The sequence below is a fragment of the Streptomyces sp. CB00455 genome (genome assembly GCF_001905445.1).
Taxonomy (GTDB): domain Bacteria; phylum Actinomycetota; class Actinomycetes; order Streptomycetales; family Streptomycetaceae; genus Streptomyces.
The window spans coordinates 492,174-510,418 of the sequence record NZ_LIVQ01000005.1 but is presented as its reverse complement, the minus strand read 5'-3'; the positions used below and the strand labels follow the sequence as shown (position 1 = coordinate 510,418).

The 18,245-nt window shown below is 73.9% G+C and carries 17 protein-coding genes; 10 read left to right on the top strand and 7 right to left on the bottom strand.

Annotation, left to right across the window (positions count from 1 at the left end; all coding sequences use genetic code 11):
• The first annotated feature begins 52 nt into the window (after window positions 1-52).
• Complete coding sequence (locus tag AMK16_RS22545; protein ID WP_073918497.1) at window positions 53-655, top strand: transglutaminase-like domain-containing protein; 603 nt, start codon at window positions 53-55, stop codon at window positions 653-655.
• On the opposite strand, the gene AMK16_RS22540 is transcribed toward AMK16_RS22545, so the two are convergent.
• Together AMK16_RS22540 and AMK16_RS22535 are read right to left on the bottom strand one after the other, a co-directional pair.
• Window positions 591-1,829 (bottom strand): hypothetical protein, encoded by a 1,239-nt coding sequence (locus AMK16_RS22540; protein WP_073918496.1) that lies wholly within the window; start codon window positions 1,827-1,829, stop codon window positions 591-593. The two genes, AMK16_RS22545 and AMK16_RS22540, sit on opposite strands and share 65 nt — an antisense overlap.
• 237 nt (window positions 1,830-2,066) lie before the next feature.
• Window positions 2,067-2,789 carry a lysophospholipid acyltransferase family protein gene (locus AMK16_RS22535; protein ID WP_073918494.1) on the bottom strand — a complete coding sequence of 241 codons (723 nt, stop codon included), beginning with the start codon at window positions 2,787-2,789 and terminating at the stop codon, window positions 2,067-2,069.
• Between the two features lie 239 nt (window positions 2,790-3,028).
• On the opposite strand from AMK16_RS22535, the gene AMK16_RS22530 reads away from it, so the two are divergent.
• From AMK16_RS22530 to AMK16_RS22510, 5 genes are all read left to right on the top strand, one after another.
• Window positions 3,029-3,382 carry a TlpA family protein disulfide reductase gene (locus AMK16_RS22530; protein ID WP_242438840.1) on the top strand — a complete coding sequence of 118 codons (354 nt, stop codon included), beginning with the start codon at window positions 3,029-3,031 and terminating at the stop codon, window positions 3,380-3,382.
• 252 nt (window positions 3,383-3,634) lie between these two features.
• On the top strand, window positions 3,635-4,177 hold the full coding sequence (locus AMK16_RS22525) for a flavin reductase family protein (protein WP_079191658.1): 543 nt from the start codon (window positions 3,635-3,637) through the stop codon (window positions 4,175-4,177).
• Between the two features lie 201 nt (window positions 4,178-4,378).
• Window positions 4,379-5,164, top strand: a complete 786-nt coding sequence (locus AMK16_RS22520; protein ID WP_073918493.1) for an electron transfer flavoprotein subunit beta/FixA family protein — start codon at window positions 4,379-4,381, stop codon at window positions 5,162-5,164.
• 60 nt (window positions 5,165-5,224) lie between these two features.
• Complete coding sequence (locus AMK16_RS22515) at window positions 5,225-6,187, top strand: electron transfer flavoprotein subunit alpha/FixB family protein (RefSeq protein ID WP_073918491.1); 963 nt, start codon at window positions 5,225-5,227, stop codon at window positions 6,185-6,187.
• 163 nt (window positions 6,188-6,350) lie between these two features.
• Window positions 6,351-7,649 carry a DUF6986 family protein gene (locus AMK16_RS22510; RefSeq protein ID WP_073918489.1) on the top strand — a complete coding sequence of 433 codons (1,299 nt, stop codon included), beginning with the start codon at window positions 6,351-6,353 and terminating at the stop codon, window positions 7,647-7,649.
• Between the two features lie 183 nt (window positions 7,650-7,832).
• Here AMK16_RS22510 and AMK16_RS22505 read toward each other — a convergent pair whose 3' ends face one another.
• Complete coding sequence (locus AMK16_RS22505; RefSeq protein ID WP_073918488.1) at window positions 7,833-8,195, bottom strand: WD40 repeat domain-containing protein; 363 nt, start codon at window positions 8,193-8,195, stop codon at window positions 7,833-7,835.
• Window positions 8,196-8,214: 19 nt separating this feature from the next.
• Window positions 8,215-9,201, bottom strand: a complete 987-nt coding sequence (locus AMK16_RS22500; protein ID WP_107417222.1) for a LacI family DNA-binding transcriptional regulator — start codon at window positions 9,199-9,201, stop codon at window positions 8,215-8,217.
• A gap of 189 nt (window positions 9,202-9,390) precedes the next feature.
• On the opposite strand from AMK16_RS22500, the gene AMK16_RS22495 reads away from it, so the two are divergent.
• Window positions 9,391-10,428: an NUDIX hydrolase gene (locus AMK16_RS22495; protein WP_242438839.1), complete on the top strand. Its 1,038-nt coding sequence runs from the start codon at window positions 9,391-9,393 to the stop codon at window positions 10,426-10,428.
• A gap of 93 nt (window positions 10,429-10,521) precedes the next feature.
• Here the strand turns inward: AMK16_RS22495 and AMK16_RS22490 are convergent, their stop codons facing one another.
• Window positions 10,522-11,217, bottom strand: coding sequence for an MBL fold metallo-hydrolase (locus tag AMK16_RS22490; RefSeq protein WP_073918485.1), 696 nt, complete (start codon window positions 11,215-11,217; stop codon window positions 10,522-10,524).
• A gap of 200 nt (window positions 11,218-11,417) precedes the next feature.
• Window positions 11,418-12,782, bottom strand: a complete 1,365-nt coding sequence (locus AMK16_RS22485) for a dipeptidase (RefSeq protein WP_073918483.1) — start codon at window positions 12,780-12,782, stop codon at window positions 11,418-11,420.
• A gap of 352 nt (window positions 12,783-13,134) precedes the next feature.
• Between AMK16_RS22485 and AMK16_RS22480 the strand changes: the two genes are divergently transcribed.
• The gene (locus AMK16_RS22480; RefSeq protein WP_073918903.1) at window positions 13,135-14,385 is read left to right on the top strand and encodes a geranylgeranyl reductase family protein; all 1,251 of its coding nucleotides are present in this window, start codon (window positions 13,135-13,137) and stop codon (window positions 14,383-14,385) included.
• Window positions 14,386-15,482: 1,097 nt separating this feature from the next.
• On the opposite strand, the gene AMK16_RS22475 is transcribed toward AMK16_RS22480, so the two are convergent.
• The gene (locus tag AMK16_RS22475) at window positions 15,483-15,941 is read right to left on the bottom strand and encodes a nitroreductase/quinone reductase family protein (RefSeq protein WP_073918482.1); all 459 of its coding nucleotides are present in this window, start codon (window positions 15,939-15,941) and stop codon (window positions 15,483-15,485) included.
• 144 nt (window positions 15,942-16,085) lie between these two features.
• Between AMK16_RS22475 and AMK16_RS22470 the strand changes: the two genes are divergently transcribed.
• Window positions 16,086-16,820 carry a TetR/AcrR family transcriptional regulator gene (locus AMK16_RS22470; RefSeq protein ID WP_073918901.1) on the top strand — a complete coding sequence of 245 codons (735 nt, stop codon included), beginning with the start codon at window positions 16,086-16,088 and terminating at the stop codon, window positions 16,818-16,820.
• 229 nt (window positions 16,821-17,049) lie between these two features.
• Window positions 17,050-18,045, top strand: coding sequence for a spherulation-specific family 4 protein (locus AMK16_RS22465; protein WP_242438838.1), 996 nt, complete (start codon window positions 17,050-17,052; stop codon window positions 18,043-18,045).
• Window positions 18,046-18,245 lie beyond the last annotated feature (200 nt).

The following is an 18,245-nucleotide window of genomic DNA, read 5'->3' as shown; positions in this document are numbered from 1 at the left end:
TCCCCCCTTGTCGATAGTCATGCGACATCATGCATAGGTATGCTCCTGGGTCATGGAACTGATCCAGGAGCATCCCGACCTCGGCGCCTACCTTGCGGCGGACGAGGCGGTCGACCACCACCATCCGCTCGTCCGCGAGCACGCCGACGCCCTCTGGGCCGCCGTGGACGGCGACGCATCCGCCTACGCCGCGGCGGCCTTCGCGTTCGTCCGCGACGCGATCCCGCATTCGGCGGACTCCGGCGACAGCCGTGTCTCCTGGCGCGCCTCCGACGTCCTGGCCACCCGCAACGGCATCTGCTACGCCAAGTCCCATGCCCTGGCCGCCCTGTTGCGCGCCCGGGGTATCCCGGCCGCCCTGTGCTACCAGCGCCTCGGCGACGACGCGGGCGCCCACCACTGCGTGCACGGGCTGATCGCGCTGCGCCTGCCGGGCGCCTCGACGTGGCACCGCCAGGACGCACGCGGCAACAAGCCCGGCGTCGACGCCCGCTTCAGCCTCGACGGGGAGCAACTGGCCTTCCCCGTACGCCCCGAGATGGGCGAGGTCGACTACCCCGAGCTCCACGCAGCCCCGCACCCCGCCACGCTCAAGGCCCTGCGGGACTCCGCCGACCGGACGGAGCTGTGGCGGAACCTCCCGACGGCCCTGTAGCGGCGGCCGCCGCTACAGGTGTGCGCGCCGACGCCAGCGCGAACAGCAGGGCCCCCGCGAGCTGAAGAGAGGCGATCCCGGTCAGCAGCGCCCACGCGGGAGCGCCGGCCGCCAGCCCCACCAGGGCCGCCCCGGCCGACGCCGCCGTCAGTTTGAGCCCCGCCCCCAGCGTGAAGACCTGGGTGCGCACCGCGTCCGGGGCGCACTCCGAGCGGATCCGCAGCGTGGCCGTCAGCAACGGCCCGTCGCACACCCCGGCCACCGCGAACAGCGCCGCGGTGGCGGCGAGCGACGGGGTGAACGCGGCGGCCGCCAGCGCCGCCCCCGTCCCGGCCAGGGCCCACCGGACCAGCCTCCCCGGAGCCAGGGCCGTCATCCGGCCCAGGGTCAGGGAGCCGGCCAGCGCGCCCACCGCGAAGGCCGTCATCAGCACGCCGCCGGCGCCCGGGCTGCCGAGCCCTGCGGCCAGCAGCACGGACGTGGTGGTGAGGGAGCCGATGCCCACGAACGCCAGGGTCGTCGCCGAGGTGACGGCGCGCAGCTCCCGCACCCGCCACAGGGCCGCCAGACCCGCCCCCAGCCCGGCCCGGAGGGAAGGGGCGGGCCGGCCCGCGCGGGGGTCCTCGTAGGGCAGCGTGGCCGCGAGCGCCGACGCCAGGGCGCCGGACAGCGCCAGGCACGCCATAGCGGGGGCCGCCGTGCCGAGCGCCGCGAAGAGGCTGACCGCCGCCGGCGCGGTGACCGCGGCGGCGTTGTAGGTGGAGGCGTCCCATCCGTAGGCCCGCTCCCGCCCGGCGCCGGCCGGGACCAGCCCCGTGACCAGACTGGACAGGCCGCCCGTCACCATCGGCCCGCAGCTGCCGCCCAGCACCGCCACCGCCAGGACCAGGGGCGCCGGGGCGCGGCCGAGGAGCACGGCCAGCGCGGCCATCGCGAGGGCGAAGCCGGCCAGTGCGCCCGCGTGGAAGAGCCGGGGCCGCCCGGTCCGGGCCGCGGCGGCGCCCGCGAGCGGAGCCGCCAGCACGTGCGGCGCCAGCCAGGCCGTCAGGACGAACGCCCCGTATGCCGCGCTCCCGGTGCGCTCCAGGGCCAGGAGCACCACGGCCATGCCCATGCCCTCCGAGGCGAACCGCGCAGCCAGCGCCGCGGCCAGGTACCGCCCGAACCCGCTCATCCCGGCCCCCCGCGCGGTGTGTCACGTCACGTGATGAACGGACAAGACGGTACGTCATGCCGCCCTCAGCCGCAGGAGTGCGCCCCGGCCCGCACCCCGCCCGCAGCCCCTGCCGCGCCCGCGCCGTTCACCCAGCCCCGGCGCCCTGAACGGCTGGGCCCGACCGGACGTCGTACGCACAGAGGTGCAAGCCGCACGGCATCGGTCACGACGGACGGACGGGCGGGCGCGGGCGGGTCAGCCGGCTTCCTTCACCTGCGCCGCCGTCGGAGCGGTGCCGCCCAGGTGGGCCGGCAGCCACCAGGAGTCGGCGGCGTTCTGCGGCTTGTCCGGGTAGGCGCGCTGCGCCGCGTCCAGCAGTTCCTGCACGCGCTCGCGCAGCCGCCGCGTGATGGCGCCCGCGTACTGGTTCGCCGGGGTCTCCAGCGGCTCGCCGACCCGCATGGTCACCGGGATGTGGCTGCGCTTGAGGTTCTTCGGGCGGCCCTTGGTCCACAGCCGCTGGGTGCCCCACAGCGCCACCGGGATCAGCGGGACCCCGGCCTCCTGCGCCATGCGCGCGGCACCCGACTTGAAGCTCTTGAGCGTGAAGGACTGCGAGATCGTCGCTTCCGGGAACACCCCGATGATCTCGCCGGAGCGCAGCGAGTCGAGTGCGTGCTGGTAGGCCGACTCACCCTGCGCGCGGTCCACCGGGATGTGCTTCATCCCGCGCATCAGGGGGCCGGACACCTTGTGGCGGAACACCGACTCCTTCGCCATGAAGCGCACCAGGCGCTTCTGGGGCCGGGCGGCCAGACCGGCGAAGATGAAGTCGAGGTAACCGACGTGGTTGGACACCAGGACCGCCCCGCCCTTGCGCGGGATGTTCTCGGTGCCCTTCATGTCGATGCGGATGTCGAGTGCCCGGAACAGCGTGTGCGCGGCGCCGATCACCGGAGGGTAGACGAGCTCAGCCATGGTGCGGAGACCCCGCTTTCTGCCTGGGGAAGTGCTCTCCCGGCCGGAAGTTACGGCAGCGTAGGTACGCGGCCATGGGGATCGTGCCCCAAACGCGCGCTGCTGACCAGTCCAGACGCCCGTGCCCGGAGAGATTCTCGTCACGCCGGGAATGCCGCAGGTCCGCGGCGTGCTTGTCCAGCGTACGGGTGCGCGCGCGTACGGCGATCATGTACGCGAGCGGGCGGTCATGTACGCGAGTGAGGGCTACGACGGGAGTGCGGGTGCGCGGGCAGGGCGAGGAGCGGGACCGGCTGGGCGCCGCGGAACTGGGCGGGGAGCCGGGGCGGCGGGCGAGCCTGGTGCAGTTCTCCAGCGCCTTCTGCCAGCCCTGCCGTGCGACGCGGCGGATCCTCGCCGAGGTCGCGGCGATGGTCGAGGGGGTCGCGCACATCGAGATCGACGCCGAGGACCGGCTCGACCTGGTGCGGTCGCTGGGGATCGACAAGACCCCGACCGTGCTCGTCCTGGACTCGCAGGGGCGGATCGTCCGGCGGGCCACCGGGATGCCGCGCAAGGCGGACGTGATCGCCGCGCTGGGGGCCGCCGTATGACGGACGCGCTGGTCCGCGCGCCGTCCCGCGCCCCGGCACGCGGCGTGACGCACCCGACATCTGACCGATCGCGCTTGACGGTGTACACGGCCGATGGCCAGGCTGACGCCATGCCGTACGAACTCCTCCTCCACGGACGGGTCCATGTCGACCTCGTCCGCCACGCGAGCGCGCGCTGTTGGGATCACTGAACGCCCCCGGCCCCTGATCCCCTACAGCGCCCGCGTCCCCCGCGGCAGAAGGAAGACCCAGATGACCGCCCCTGCGGCCCCTGCGACGGCTCCGTCCCCCCGAACCGGCACCGGCCCGGCCGGCCTGCCCGGCTCGCCCGACCTCCTGCGCTCCGTTTTCCGCCGGCACGCCGCCGGAGTCGCCGTGATCACCGCCGAGAGCGGCGGGCGCCCGGCCGGCTTCACCGCGACCTCGCTCAACTCCGTCTCGGCCGACCCCCCGCTGCTGTCCTTCACCATCGGCACCGGGGCCTCCAGCTGGCCCGCCGTCCGCGACAGCGAGTACCTCGGCGTCCACATACTCGGCGAGCACCAGCGGGAGCTGGCGGGGCTGTTCGCCACGAGCGGAGCCGACCGCTTCGGCCCGGCCACCGCCTGGAGATCCGGGCCGCACGGGGTCCCGGTGCTGGACGGTGTGCCGGCGTGGCTGGTCTGCCGCGTGGTGGCCCGCGTGCCCGCCGGCGAGCATCGTGTGATCATCGCGGAGGCGGTCGTGGGGGATCCGGCCGGGGAAGGCCGTCCCCTGCTGTACCACCAGGGTCGCTTCAACGCGCTGCGCGACTGAATCGTCCCTGTTGGGGCAAGTGGGGCGGCGTTGGACAGATCACAGTTCACCGGCCTTGCCACTTCGCGGCACCCACGGTGTACTGACGAGTAACATTCCCTTCGGAGCGCGGGCCGCCCCGACCGGGATCCGCCCGACAAGGCGCCTATGCTGCCTGCACAAGGCGGTACCAGAAAAAGACGATGCGGTAGGAGAGCCGGCGTGAGCCTGAGGATCGTTGTCTGTGTGAAGTACGTGCCCGACGCCACCGGCGACCGGCACTTCGCCGATGACCTGACCGTCGACCGCGACGACGTCGACGGCCTGCTGTCGGAGCTCGACGAGTACGCCGTCGAGCAGGCGCTGCAGATCGCCGACGAGGCCGACGACGCGGAGATCACCGTCCTGACGGTCGGTCCCGAGGACGCCAAGGACGCGCTGCGCAAGGCGCTGTCGATGGGCGCCGACAAGGCCATCCACGTCGAGGACGACGACCTGCACGGCACCGACGTCATGGGCACCTCGCTCGTGCTCGCCAAGGCGATCGAGAAGGCCGGCTACGACCTGGTCATCACCGGCATGGCCTCGACCGACGGCACCATGGGCGTGCTCCCGGCGATCCTGGCCGAGCGCCTGGGCGTCCCGCAGGTCACCCTGCTCTCCGAGGTCAAGGTCGAGGACGGCACCGTGACCGGCCGCCGCGACGGGGACACCGCGAGCGAGACGCTGGAGGCATCCCTGCCCGCGCTCGTCTCGGTGACCGACCAGTCGGGCGAGGCGCGCTACCCGTCCTTCAAGGGCATCATGGCCGCCAAGAAGAAGCCGGTGGAGTCCTGGGACCTGGAGGAGCTGGAGATCGAGGCCGGCGAAGTCGGTCTGGAAGGCTCCTGGACCAAGGTCGATTCCGCCGCGCAGCGTCCGGCCCGCACCGCCGGCACGATCGTCAAGGACGAGGGCGAGGGCGGCAAGCAGCTGGCCGAGTTCCTGGCCGGCCAGAAGTTCATCTAAGAGCTCAGGCCACCCCCTCCATAGCCCCCAGACACCTCGCAATCGCAGGAGAGCAGTCCCATGGCTGAAGTTCTCGTCTACGTCGACCACGTGGACGGCGCCGTCCGCAAGCCCACCCTCGAACTGCTGACGCTGGCCCGCCGCGTCGGCGAGCCCGTCGCCGTCGCCCTGGGCGCCGGCGCCGAGGCCACCGCGGCCGTGCTCGCCGAGCACGGTGCCGTCAAGGTCCTCACCGCCGACGCCCCCGAGTTCGCCGAGTACCTCGTCGTACCGAAGGTGGACGCGCTCCAGGCCGCCTACGAGGCCGTTTCCCCGGCCGCCGTGCTCGTCCCGTCCTCCGCCGAGGGCAAGGAGATCGCCGCCCGCCTGGCCGTCCGCATCGGTTCCGGCATCATCACCGACGCCGTCGACCTGGAGGCCGGTGACGAGGGTCCGGTCGCGACGCAGTCCGCCTTCGCCGCGTCCTTCACCACCAAGTCCCGTGTCTCCAAGGGCACTCCGGTCATCACCGTGAAGCCGAACTCGGCCGCGGTCGAGGCCGCCCCGGCCGCCGGCACCGTCGAGGCGCTCACCGTCTCCTTCGGTGCCCTGGCCACCGGCACCAAGATCACCGGCCGTACTCCGCGCGAGTCGACCGGCCGCCCCGAGCTGACCGAGGCCGCGATCGTGGTCTCCGGCGGCCGCGGCGTCAACGGCGCCGAGAACTTCCACGTCATCGAGGAGCTCGCGGACTCCCTCGGTGCCGCCGTCGGCGCCTCGCGCGCCGCCGTCGACGCCGGCTGGTACCCGCACTCCAACCAGGTCGGCCAGACCGGCAAGTCGGTCTCCCCGCAGCTGTACATCGCCTCCGGCATCTCGGGCGCGATCCAGCACCGGGCCGGCATGCAGACCTCGAAGACCATCGTGGCCATCAACAAGGACGCCGAGGCCCCGATCTTCGACCTCGTCGACTACGGCGTGGTCGGAGACCTCTTCGCGGTCGTCCCCCAGCTGACCGAGCAGATCAAGGTCCGCAAGGGCTGACCTGCGGGTAAGCGTCGTCCGGGGCCGTGTGGTGATTGTCACCGCACGGCCCCGAGTCGTTTGCCCAAGGCGGCGGCGGCACCATTGACGGAGCAGAACCCCCGTGACTAAATTCTGCTATGCGGATCTAAGCTTCCGTGAAGCGGAAAGAGGAGAGTGCACGATGGGTCAGCAGGAGAAGGTGGCGACGAGCCTCGCAGGAGCGGTCAGCGAGGGCATCAGCGCCTCCCTCGCGCCGGTGGACGCGGAACTCGCGCGGCACTATCCGGGCGACCCCGGCACCCGCCAGCCCGTCCACACCGTCTACGTACCCGGTGACGTCTTCGCCGCGGACACCATCCGCTCCTGGGGCGACCAGGCACTCGCCGCACTCGACGAGCACGCCCCCGACGCCGCCGCCTTCGCCCGGGTCCTCGGCATCGGCGACGAGCTGGCCGTCCCCGTCTACGACCGCGTCCGCGCCAAGCTGGCGAGCGAACCGGTCGAGGACCTGCGCATCGACTTCGAGGACGGCTTCGGCGTCCGGTCCGACGACGAGGAGGACCAGGCCGCGGCCCGCGCCGCCCGCCTCGTCTCGTCGGCCTTCTCCAACGGCACGAACGCCCCGTACATGGGCATCCGCATGAAGTGCATGGAGTCCAACGTCCGCGACCGCGGCATCCGCACCGCCGACATCTTCCTCTCCGGTCTGCTGGAGCACGGCGGCCTGCCCGAGGGCCTCGTCCTCACCCTGCCCAAGGTCACCTACGCCGAGCAGGTCAGCGCCTTCGTCAAGCTGCTGGAGGCCTTCGAGGCGGCCCGGGGCCTGCGGCAGGGCCGGATCGGCTTCGAGATCCAGATCGAGACCAGCCAGTCCATCGTCGCCTCCGACGGCACCGCGACCGTGGCCCGGATGATCGGGGCCGCCAAAGGCCGCGCCACCGGTCTGCACTACGGCACCTTCGACTACAGCGCCTGCGTCGGCGTCTCCGCCGCGTACCAGTCGAGCGACCACCCGGCCGCCGACCATGCCAAGGCGATCATGCAGGTCGCGGCCGCCGGCACGGGCGTACGCGTCTGCGACGGCTCCACGAACGTGCTGCCGATCGGCACCACCGAGCACGTCCACGAGGCCTGGAAGCTGCACTACGGCCTCACCCGCCGCGCCCTGGCCCGCGCCTACTACCAGGGCTGGGACATGCACCCGGGCCACCTGCCGACCCGCTACGCGGCCGTCTTCACCTTCTACCGCGAGGGCCTGGCCACTGCCGCCGCGCGCCTCAAGGCGTACGTCGCCAAGGTCGAGGGCGACGTGATGGACGAGCCCGCCACCGCGAAGGCGCTGGCCGGCTACCTGGTCCGCGGCCTCGACTGCGGCGCCGTGGGGGCCGAGGAGGTCACCGCGCTGACGGGCCTGAGCCGTGCGGAGCTCGACGCCTTCGCCATCCCGCGCCGCTCGGCGACCCTGACCGCGACCGCCTGAGGTCGCGTCCGGTGCGCGACGCCGGGGTCCGGCGCCCGGTGTCCGCCGCCTGATGGTGCAGGGTGTCGCCGCTGGTGGCCGATGTTCCGGTTCGGCGTGGGTGTCGGCGTGGGCGTCGGCGTGGGTGTCGGCGTCGGTGTCTGCGGGGCCCGGCCGGACCCTCTTGCGGCCGAGCCCCGGCGTTCAGATCCCGCCGACGATCCAGCGGCGCAGCACCCCGTCCAGGCCGCCGGAGGCGAGCAGGGAGCCGTCGGGGGAGAACGCCACCCCCTGGACGGCCGGCCCGTGCCCCGGCAGGGCACGCCCACGGCCGTGCCCGTCGCGCCCGTGGCCGCATCCCAGATCCGGGGCCGTACGGTCGTCCGAGCCGGTCGCGACCAGCCGCCCGTCGGCGGAGAAGGCCGCCGAGACGCCGCCGTCGTGCTGTTCGCCGCCGCCCTCATCGGGATCATCGCCGGCGGCCTGAGCCTCCTCGGTGGCACGCCCGCAGCCCTGGCCGTCCTCGCCGGCCTGGCCGCCGCCGGCGCGTCCGTGCCCGTGCTCCACCACCTGATCCGGTGAACGGTCAGTCCAGCGGCGGGAGTTCGCCCGAACCGCGGGCGATGAGCCGGGTCCCGAGCTCGATGCGGGCGGTCGGCAGGTGGGCTCCGCCGAGGCGCTGGAAGAGGCGGTCGGTGGCCACCCGGCCCAGCGCCGCCGCGTCCTGGGCGACCACCGTGACCCCGGGGCGCAGCAGGTCGGCCAGCTCGAAGTCGTCGAAGCCGACCAGGGCGACGGGGCGGTCCCGGTCGGCCAGGACCCGTACCAGAGTGACCGTCACCCGGTTGTTGCCCGCGAAGAGCGCCGACACCGCCTCCGGGCCGGAGAGCATCGAGGCGGCCGCCGCCGAGACCCGCTCGGGGGCGGTCGAGCCGAGGCGCACCCACGATCCGGCCACCGGCAGCCCGGCGTCCGCCATCGCCGCTCGGTAGCCGCGCAGCCGCTCCGTCGCCGTGTGGATGTGCGGGTGGTCACCGATGAAACCGATCCGCCGGTGGCCGCCGGCGATCAGGTGGGCCACCCCGTCCCGGGCGCCGCCGAAGCTGTCCGACAGCACCACGTCCGCCTCGATCCGCCCCGCCGGGCGGTCCACGAACACCGTGGCCACACCCGCGCGCATCTCCGGCTCCAGGTAGCGGTGGTCGTCCCCGGCCGGGATCACGATCAGGCCGTCCACCCGGCGCGCGCACAGCGCGAGCGCCAACTCCCGCTCCCGGTCGGGGTCCTCGGCGCTGGAGCCGTTGATCAGCAGCGCCCCGTGCGCCCGGGCGACCTCCTCCACGGCCCGGTTCAGCGGGCCGTAGAAGGGGTCGGCGAGGTCCTCCAGGACCAGGCCCACCGTGGCGGTACGCCCCTTGCGCAGGACGCGCGCGCTGTCGTTGCGGCGGAACCCGAGGGCCTCGATGGCCTCCTGGACCCGCCTTTCGGTGTCCGGGGTGACCCCGGCCTCCCCGTTGACCACCCGCGACACCGTCTTCAGACCCACTCCCGCGTGCGCCGCCACGTCCTTCATGGTCGGCCGGTTGCCGTAACGGAGGTCGGACGGGCGGGGGTTGTGGGGCACGGCGGGCAAACCTCCGGAGGTGACGGGCACGGCTGTGACCTTGAGGATAAGCACTCGGCCGATAGTGAGGTTTCCGTGGCAGGGTGGGGCGGGCAAGCCACTGGGGGCTCCGGACGAGCCATGGGAAGAGGGGTAGACGTGATTGTCTGGATCAACGGCACGTTCAGCGCCGGAAAGACCAGCACGGCCCGCGAACTGACCGGAATCCTCCCGGACAGCACCCTGTTCGACCCGGAGCTCATCGGTGACGCGCTGCGGGTGCTGCTGCCGCGCAAGCGGCTGGCGGAGGTGAGCGACTACCAGGACCTGCCGAGCTGGCGGCGCCTGGTGGTGGACATGGCGGCGGCGATGCTGGGTGAGCTGGGCGGGGTGCTCGTCGTACCGATGACGCTGCTCAGGCAGGAGTACCGGGACGAGATCTTCGGCGCTCTGGCGGCGCGGCGGATTCCCGTGCGCCATGTGCTGCTCGCCCCTGAGGAAACGATCCTGCGGCAGCGGATCGCGACCCGGGAGGAGCCCGGCGAGGCCCAGGACGTGGACCAGCGGGTCCGCCAGTGGGCCTACGACCACATCCCCGCCTACCGGCAGGCCCTCGGCTGGCTCACCGCGGACGCGCACGTCATCGACAACAGCGCCCTGACCCCGCGCGAGACGGCGGCCCGGATCGCCGAGGCCGTCCACAGCGAGACCGCCGCCGTCTGCGACATCGTGCAGACCCCGGAGCCCACGCGGGAGACGGTGGCATCCGGGGTGCTGCTCTTCGACGCGCAGGACCGGGTACTGCTGGTGGATCCGACGTACAAGGCGGGCTGGGAGTTCCCGGGCGGCGTCGTCGAAGCCGGCGAGGCCCCGGCGTGCGCGGGCGTACGGGAGGTCGCCGAGGAGCTCGGCCTCGTACTGGAGGGGACGCCCGGCCTGCTCGTGGTCGACTGGGAGGCCCCGCAGCCGCCGGGCTACGGAGGACTGCGCCTGATCTTCGACGGCGGACGCCTCCCGGACGGCGCGGCCGCCCGGCTCCGGCTGCCCGGCCCCGAACTGCGGTCCTGGCGCTTCGTCACGGAGTCCGAGGCCGCCGGCATGCTGCCCCGGCACCGCTACGAGCGCCTGCGCTGGGCCCTGCGCGCCCGGGAACGCGGCCGCCCCCTGTACCTGGAGGCGGGCGTCCCGGTCGGCTGACCGGGCACCACCGTGCGCGACCTCCGGCCCGGGCCCCGGCAGGCATCCCGGGCGGCCGCCGGGCGCTGCCGCAGGTGCGAACCGGGCGGTGGGTCAGGCCGGGGTTTCGGCCACGGCCTTGGCAAGGACCGCCGCGGTGTCCACGGTCAGCGGGTCCCCGTGGCCGAAGCACGCCGTCGCCGGCCTGAGCGCGGCCAGGCGCCGGAAGGAGGCGATCGCCCGGGCGCGGTCCACGTTGAAGACGCCGAGCATCACCGGGCCGACGGCCGCGACGCAGTCGCCGGTGAACAGGACCCCATGGCGCGGGAGATGGACGCCGATGCTGCCCTCGGTGTGGCCCGGGGCGTGGACCACGTACGCCCCGTCCCCGAAGCCGAGCGCGTCGCCGTCCTCCAACTCCCGGTCCACGGGCGTGGGTGGTGCCTCGGAGACGGTCAACCCGTGCGCGTACAGCGGGACCTCCCAGTCCAGCAGGACCGGTTCGGGCACGGGCCGCTCGCCCCGGATCACGGGCGCGTCCAGCCGGTGCGCGAGCACCCGTGCGCCCCGGCGGGCGGCGAGCTCGGCGGCCGCGCCGACGTGGTCGCGGTGGCAGTGGGTCAGGACGATCCGCTCCAGCCGCTCGGGCCGCAGCCCCAGTGACCGCACCGCGCCCTCGATCGCGTCGGCGGACTCTCGGTTCCCGGCGTCGATCAGGGTCAGGGCCCCGTCGTCCTGCCAGAGGTAGGCCTGGCCGATGGGGAAGCGGAGCATGTGGAGCCGGTTCGGGAGCACTTCGACGAGATCCATGCGCCGAACGTACGGATCCCGGCCCATGCCGCGCACGCGGGTTCGCCGGGAGCGGAGTGCGCCGAGAGCGCACACCGCCCGGCGCGGACCGGACGCGCCCCGGGACCGGACGCGCCCCGGGACCGGAACCGGGCAGAGACCCCGCGCGCAGGCACGCCCCGGGACCGGGCACGCCCGGCTGCAACCGGCCGGCCGCGCTGTCAGCCGCGCTTGGACTGCGCGTAGTTGACCAGGAAGAGGGCCTCCGCCACCGCCAGCCGCTCCAGCTCCTGCGGCGACACGCTCTCGTTGACCGCGTGGATCTGCGCCTCCGGTTCGCTCAGCCCGATCAGCAGCATCTCCGCCTCCGGGTACAGCTCCGTCAGCGTGTTGCACAGCGGGATCGAGCCACCCATGCCGGCGACCTGCATCTCCTCGCCCGGGTAGGCGACCGCCATGGCCGCAGCCATCGACGCGTACGCCGGGCTGGCGGTGTCCGCCTGGAACGGCTGGCCCTGGCCGACGACCTCCAGCTCCAGGCGCGCCTGCCACGGGGTGTGGGCGACCAGGTGGGCCTCCAGCAGCTTGATGGCCTCGGTGGTGTCCACGCCCGGCGGCACCCGCAGGCTGATCAGCGCACCCGCACTCGCGTGCACGGACGGCGTCGCCCCGACCACCGGCGGGCAGTCGATGCCGAGCACGGTGACGGCCGGGCGGGCCCAGAGCCGGTCGGCGATCGTGCCCTCGCCGATCAGACCGACCCCGTCCAGCACCCGCGCGTCGGCGCGGAAGTCCGCCTCCGGGTACTGCAGGCCCTCCCACACCCCGTCCGAGGCGAGGCCGTCCACGGTCGTCGAACCGTCCGCCGCGCGCAGCGAGTCGAGCAGCCGGATCAGCGCCGCCAGCGCGTCGGGGGCGGCACCGCCGAACATGCCGGAGTGCAGGTTGCCTCCCAGCGTGTCGATCTTGACCTTGATCAGGGTCATCCCGCGCAGCGTGGCCGTCACCGTCGGCAGACCGAGCCGGAAGTTGCCCGCGTCGCCGATGACGACCGTGTCCGCGGCCAGCAGCTCGGGGTGCGCCTCGGCGTACTGCTGGAGGCCGCCGGTGCCCTGCTCCTCGGAACCCTCGACGATCACCTTCACGCTCACCGGCACGCCGCCGTTGGCCTTGAGCGCGCGCAGTGCCAGCAGGTGCATGACGAACCCGCCCTTGCAGTCGGCGGCGCCGCGCCCGTACCAGCGGCCCTCGCGCTCCGTCAGCTCGAAGGCGGGGGACACCCACGCGGCGTCGTCGAGCGGCGGCTGCACGTCGTAGTGCGCGTACAGCAGAACGGTCGGCGCGCCCTCGGGGCCGGGCAGGAAGCCGTACACCGACTGGGTGCCGTCCGGGGTGTCGAGGAGCGCCACGTCCTGGAATCCCTCGACGCGCAGCGCCTGCGCCACCCAGTTCGCGGCGCCCTCGCTCTCGCTCTTGGGGAACTGCGCCCAGTCCGCCACCGACTGGAAGGCCACCAGCTCGGTGAGCTCCTGCTTCGCGCGGGGCATCAGCGAGGCGACGGTCTCGGCGATCGGATTCTGGGACATGGGCACGCTCCTCGTGGGTGCGACGTTGTTCTGTGTGTACGCCGCCCGCATCCGCGTGGTGCGCGTATGCCGGGTACGGCGGAAGACAGCCCCGATCCTCGCACAGCAGGACGAGGCGGAGTCGCGCCGTAGGATTTCCCCGGCATCGGAGCAACCGGGTGATCAGGAGCAGCAGCACATCGTGAGCAGCGACGACGACGTACGCGACGCAAGCGCAGGAAACGGCGCGCAGGGGGCGGACGACGAGGTGGCCGGGGAGACCGGCGAGGTGGTCGGGGAGACCGGCGAGGTGGTCGGGGAGACCGGCGAGGTGGTCGGGGAGACCGGCGAGGTGGCCGGGGAGACCGGCGAGGTGGCCGGGGAGACCGGCGAGGTGGTCGGGGAGACCGGCGAGACGGGCGAGGTCTGGGACGTGGTCGTGGTCGGGGCCGGCCCCGCCGGATCCTCGGCGGCGTATGCGGCGGCGACGGCGGGACGGCGCGTCCTGCTGCTGGAGAAGGCGGAGCTGCCCCGGTACAAGACCTGCGGCGGCGGCATCATCGGGCCGTCGCGCGACGCCCTGCCGCCGGGCTTCGTCCTGCCCCTCAAGGACCGCATCCATGCGGTGACGTTCTCGCTCGAAGGGAAGCTGACCCGGACGAGGCGCTCGAAGCAGATGCTGTTCGGGCTGGTCAACCGGCCGGAATTCGATGCCGGTCTGGTCGCCGCGGCGGAGAAGGCCGGCGCGGTCGTCCGTACGGGGACGGCCGTCTCCCGCGTGGAGCAGCACGGGGCGGCCGTCCCCGACCGGCGCACCGTCGCCGTGGTGCTCGCCGACGGGGAGACCGTGCTGGCCCGCGCGGTCGTCGGGGCGGACGGCAGCGCGAGCCGGATCGGCGCGCACGTCGGCGTCGAGATGGAGCAGGTGGACCTCGGCCTGGAGGCGGAGATCCCCGTGCCGGAGACGGTCGCGGAGGACTGGAAGGGGCGGGTCCTGATCGACTGGGGGCCGCTGCCCGGCAGTTACGGCTGGGTCTTCCCCAAGGGCGACACCCTCACCGTGGGCGTCATCTCGGCCAAGGGGGAGGGCGCCGCGACCAAGCGCTACCTGGACGACTTCATCGCCCGGCTCGGCCTCGCGGGCTTCGAACCGGCCGTGTCCTCCGGACACCTGACGCGCTGCCGTACGGCCGATTCGCCGCTCTCGCGCGGCCGGGTGCTGGTGGCGGGCGACGCCGCCGGACTGCTGGAGCCGTGGACCAGGGAAGGCATCTCCTTCGCGCTGCGTTCGGGACGGCTGGCGGGGGAGTGGGCGGTGAAGATCTCCGAGGCGCAGGACGCGGTGGACGCCCGGCGTCAGGCGCTGAACTACGCCTTCGCGGTGAAGGCCGGACTGGGTGTGGAGATGGGCATCGGGCGCAGGATGCTGACCGTCTTCGAGGCGCGGCCGGGCATGCTGCATGCGGCGATCACCGGGTTCCGGCCCGCGTGGCGGGCCTTCGCCCGGATCACGCGGGGCTCGACGACGCTGGCCGACCTGGTCCGTACCTACCCGCTGGCCCGCAGGGCGCTGCACGCCCTGGACGCCAGGCAGGCGTCCCGCAACGCCGCCGGCCAGGGCTGACCGCCGGGGCCCGCCCGGCGGCCCGGCGCTCGCCGGTTGGCGCTGGGGAGGGCGGCGCCGGGCCTGACGCCCCCCGGGCGGCCCCTGCCCGGCCCGCCGGGCCGGGGCCCGGGCGGGCGGCGGGCGGGTCGTTTCGGGCAGAGCCCCCTCGCGCAACCGCCCCGATTTGGCCGACGGCCGGGCGCCCTGGGCGGGCGGCTGCGGGCGGGGCCCCGCAAATCGGTCGGCATCACACCGACCTACGACCAGATCGGCATACTCGCCCCGCTCGTCCTGCTCCTGGCCCGGTGGCCCACGGCATGCAGGGTTGACCGGCGCCTGGGCCAGGTGGGCGGGCGGGCGGCCGGGGCGGGGCCTCGCAGGGCGGCTGTGCGGAGGTTGACCGGCGGCCGGAGCCTGCGGGCGGATCGTTTCGGGTGGCGCGCTGCGACGCAACCATCCTGAGTGGGCCGACGGCTGCGCGCGGTGGGCGGGCGGCTGCGGGCGGGGCCCCGCAAAGAGACCGTGCGGGGTTGACCGGCGCTCGGGTCAGGCGGGTTGGCGGCCGGGGGCCGGGTCCCGCAGGGAGGTCATGCGGGGTTGACGGCCCCCTGAGCCCGGGGGCGGGCTACTGGGCGGGGGGTTTGGCTGTCCGCCGGGTCGACGGTGAGTGTGCAGGGGCACCGCCGTGGCCGGGGGCGGGACTCTGCCCTGCACCGGGCGGGCCGACGGTCGGCTGTCTGACTGCGGCCGTCGCCCAGAGGCGGAGGCGGTCTCGGCCCGCGATGCTTGTCCCGCTGCCCGCTGCCCGCTGCCCGCTGCCCGCTGCCCGCTGCCCGCTGCCCGCTGCCCGCTGCCCGCTGCCCGCTGCCCGCTGCCCGCTGCCCGCTGCCCGCTGCCCGCTGCCCGCGAGAACGACCCGCGAGCAGGGCCCGAGCCCCGCTGTCCGACTGCTGCTTCCGCGGCCACTGCCGTGGTGTACCAGTCCCGGGACCGGCCCGGGCCGCGCCTGACGTGGAAGGTCCGCCGCCCCCGGACACGGTGTTCGCGACGCGGACCGGTTCTCGGCGGTGGGCCCGGGTGGCAGTCCGGGTGGGAGGGCCCGGCGGGACGGTCCGTCAGGGGGACACCGTGATGCGGAAGACCGGGTGGTCGGCGGCGGCCGACTGGAGTTCCGCGTCGGTGGACGTGGCGGTGACCCCCTGGAAGAAGCGGTTCACCTCCCAGCCCCACTTCTCCAGGTACGCGCGCAGGATGGCCGCCTTCTGCGCCGGATCCGTGATCTCGGTGGCGGTGAAGGGCCGCACCTTGCGCCCCACGCGCAGCTCGCCGCCTCCGGCGACCCGCATGTTGCGGACCCACTGGGAATGGCCCCGGGCGGAGACGAGGTACTGCGTGCCCTCGTAGGTGTGCGGGTTGACCGGGATCCGCTGCATCGCGCCTGACGTGCGGCCCCGGACCGACAGCTCCGCGGTACCCGCGAGGCTGACGCCGTGCCGGGCCAGCTTGCCGAGGAGTGAGTTGAAGCGCGTGCCGAGCGCACTGGCCTGGACGTAGTACGGGTCGGACGCGTTCATAAGGACCTCCGAGGTGGGAGAGCACTGCTCTCGCTTGAGAACAGTGTGCACGGTTCAGTGCTCCGAAACAAGAGCGGTGCTCTCTCGATGGAGCAGGGATCCGGACGCTGGGCAGTGCTCCAGCCGCGTGGCACACTGACGGCCATGAACACCGTCCGGGGAGCCAGGGAACGGGCCCGCATCGAGGTCACCGCCGCCATCAAGGACGAGGCCCGCCGCAGGCTCGCCTCGGAGGGCGCCGCCAAGCTCTCCCTGCGCGCGGTCGCCCGCGAGCTGGGCATGGTCTCCTCGGCCCTCTACCGCTACTTCCCCAGCCGCGACGAGCTGCTCACCGCGCTCATCGTCGACGCCTACGACAGCCTTGGCGCCGCCGCCGAGGAGACCGACGCCCGCGGCCTCGCCGCCGGCGCGCCGCCCCGCGCCCGCTGGCTCGCCGTCTGCGAGACCGTCCGCGCCTGGGCGCTGGAGCGCCCGCACGAGTACGCCCTCATCTACGGTTCCCCGGTTCCGGGCTACAGCGCCCCCGTCGACACCGTCGGCCCCGCCTCCCGCGTCGCCAACGTCCTCATAGCAGTCCTGCGCGCCGCCTACGAAGGCCGCGGCCTCGCGCTGCCGCCGCTGCCCGACGCCCTGCGCCCCGAAGCCGTCCGGATGACCGCAGACTTCGCCGAAGGGCTGCCCCCGGAGGTCACGGCCGCACTCGTCGCCGCCTGGGCGCAGCTCATGGGGCTGGTCTCCTCCGAGCTGTTCGGCCAGTTCAACCGGGTGGTGGAGGACCGGCCCGCCTTTTTCGCGCACGCCACCGCCCAACTGGCCCACGGCGTCGGGCTGACCTCCGTCCCAGGTGACGCCGACGGCCCCCGCCCGCGGTTCGCATGAGGGCGGTTGTCAGGCTGTCGGTTCGTAGGCTGTCGGTTTGCAGGCTGTCGGTTCGCTGGCCGGCGGTTCGCTGGCCGGCGGTTCACGTGATGAGGTGACAGATCGCTTGTCTGTTCTTCCCGCGAATGCGAGTGGTTCGGCTTTCACCCACACGCCGCACGTCTAGGGTTCCTCGGGAGATCCCGCCCCGCCCCCGGCTCCCGCCCTTGCCGTCGCTGGAGGAACGTTCATGCCCGGCTCCCGCGTCGCCAAGGCCCTGTATGCCGTCCTGCTCATCCCCTTAGTGGCCGCCCCGGCGCCGGCCGTGACCGCCTCGGCGCGGCCGACGGCCCACGGCCCGGCGGCATCCCCGGCGTCCCCGAAGACCCCGGCGCCGCGCGAGGCCGCCGCGACGGCGTCCCCGGCGATCCGGCCCCGGGCCCCAGGCGTGCGGAGCCTGGAGATCGCCGTCCCCGCGTACGTCCGGGCGAACGACGGGCCGCTGAAAGACCTCACCGCGACCGCCCCGGCCGCCTCCGTGGTGGTCCTCAACCCCAACAACGGCGACTCCCCCTTCGACGCCCCCTGGCGGGCCCGCGCCGACGCCCTGCGCCGCGCCACCGCCGCCACGGGGGAGAAGACCAAGGTCCTCGGCTACGTCCACACCGACCACGGCAACCGCGCCGCCGCCGCAGCCCGGGCCTCCGTCGACAACTACCTCAAGACCCCCGACGGCCGCCTGCACGTCGACGGCATCTTCTTCGACGTCGTCAGCCGCGACTGCGGTCCCGGCAACGCCACCCGCGACCACTACGCCGAGTTGCGCCGCTACGTCGAGGAGACCATGCAGGCCGTCGACCCGGCCGTCCCCGGCCTCGTCGTCGACAACCCGGGCACGGCGATCGCCGACTGCTACCTGGAACCGGGCCACCGGACGGCGGACGTCTTCGTCACCTTCGAGGACACCTACGCCGCCTACGCCGGCGGCGGCTGGCTCGGCGGGAACGTCTTCGACCCCGTCGGCGGCTATCGCGCCGGCGGCGAACTCGACCCGACCGGAACTGCGTTCTGGCACCTGGTGCACGACGTCCCGGACACCGGCGCGATGCAGGCCACCCTGCGGACGGCCTTCGACCGCGGCGCCGGCTACGCGTACGCGACCAGCGCGGTCATGCCCAACCCCTGGAACACGGGCCCCGCATGGAAGTTCCGCGCCCAGACCGCCTACGCCGCCACCCTCGGCTGACGTACGGCCCCACCGCCCCCGGCATACGGCCGACCAGCGCTCCACCACCGGGCAGGGGGGGCCGGTGCCGGTGCCGGCACCGTTCTCCAGGCGGCGGGCTGATCTCCCCGCACGTGCGCCGGACAGCGCCGAGGGAAGCCCAGAAGCCACCAGTACTTGATCTTGGCGCCCTGTGCGATAGCAGCCGTCACCCACCCGGC

Coding starts and splice junctions, on each gene's coding strand:
- AMK16_RS22545 (WP_073918497.1), top strand. CDS start 53: ATGGAACTGATCCAGGAGCATCCCGACCTCGGCGCCTACCTTGCGGCG.
- AMK16_RS22540 (WP_073918496.1), bottom strand. CDS start 1,829: ATGAGCGGGTTCGGGCGGTACCTGGCCGCGGCGCTGGCTGCGCGGTTC.
- AMK16_RS22535 (WP_073918494.1), bottom strand. CDS start 2,789: ATGGCTGAGCTCGTCTACCCTCCGGTGATCGGCGCCGCGCACACGCTG.
- AMK16_RS22525 (WP_079191658.1), top strand. CDS start 3,635: ATGACCGCCCCTGCGGCCCCTGCGACGGCTCCGTCCCCCCGAACCGGC.
- AMK16_RS22515 (WP_073918491.1), top strand. CDS start 5,225: ATGGCTGAAGTTCTCGTCTACGTCGACCACGTGGACGGCGCCGTCCGC.
- AMK16_RS22510 (WP_073918489.1), top strand. CDS start 6,351: ATGGGTCAGCAGGAGAAGGTGGCGACGAGCCTCGCAGGAGCGGTCAGC.
- AMK16_RS22500 (WP_107417222.1), bottom strand. CDS start 9,201: ATGAAGGACGTGGCGGCGCACGCGGGAGTGGGTCTGAAGACGGTGTCG.
- AMK16_RS22490 (WP_073918485.1), bottom strand. CDS start 11,217: ATGGATCTCGTCGAAGTGCTCCCGAACCGGCTCCACATGCTCCGCTTC.
- AMK16_RS22485 (WP_073918483.1), bottom strand. CDS start 12,782: ATGTCCCAGAATCCGATCGCCGAGACCGTCGCCTCGCTGATGCCCCGC.
- AMK16_RS22475 (WP_073918482.1), bottom strand. CDS start 15,941: ATGAACGCGTCCGACCCGTACTACGTCCAGGCCAGTGCGCTCGGCACG.
- AMK16_RS22470 (WP_073918901.1), top strand. CDS start 16,086: ATGAACACCGTCCGGGGAGCCAGGGAACGGGCCCGCATCGAGGTCACC.
- AMK16_RS22465 (WP_242438838.1), top strand. CDS start 17,050: ATGCCCGGCTCCCGCGTCGCCAAGGCCCTGTATGCCGTCCTGCTCATC.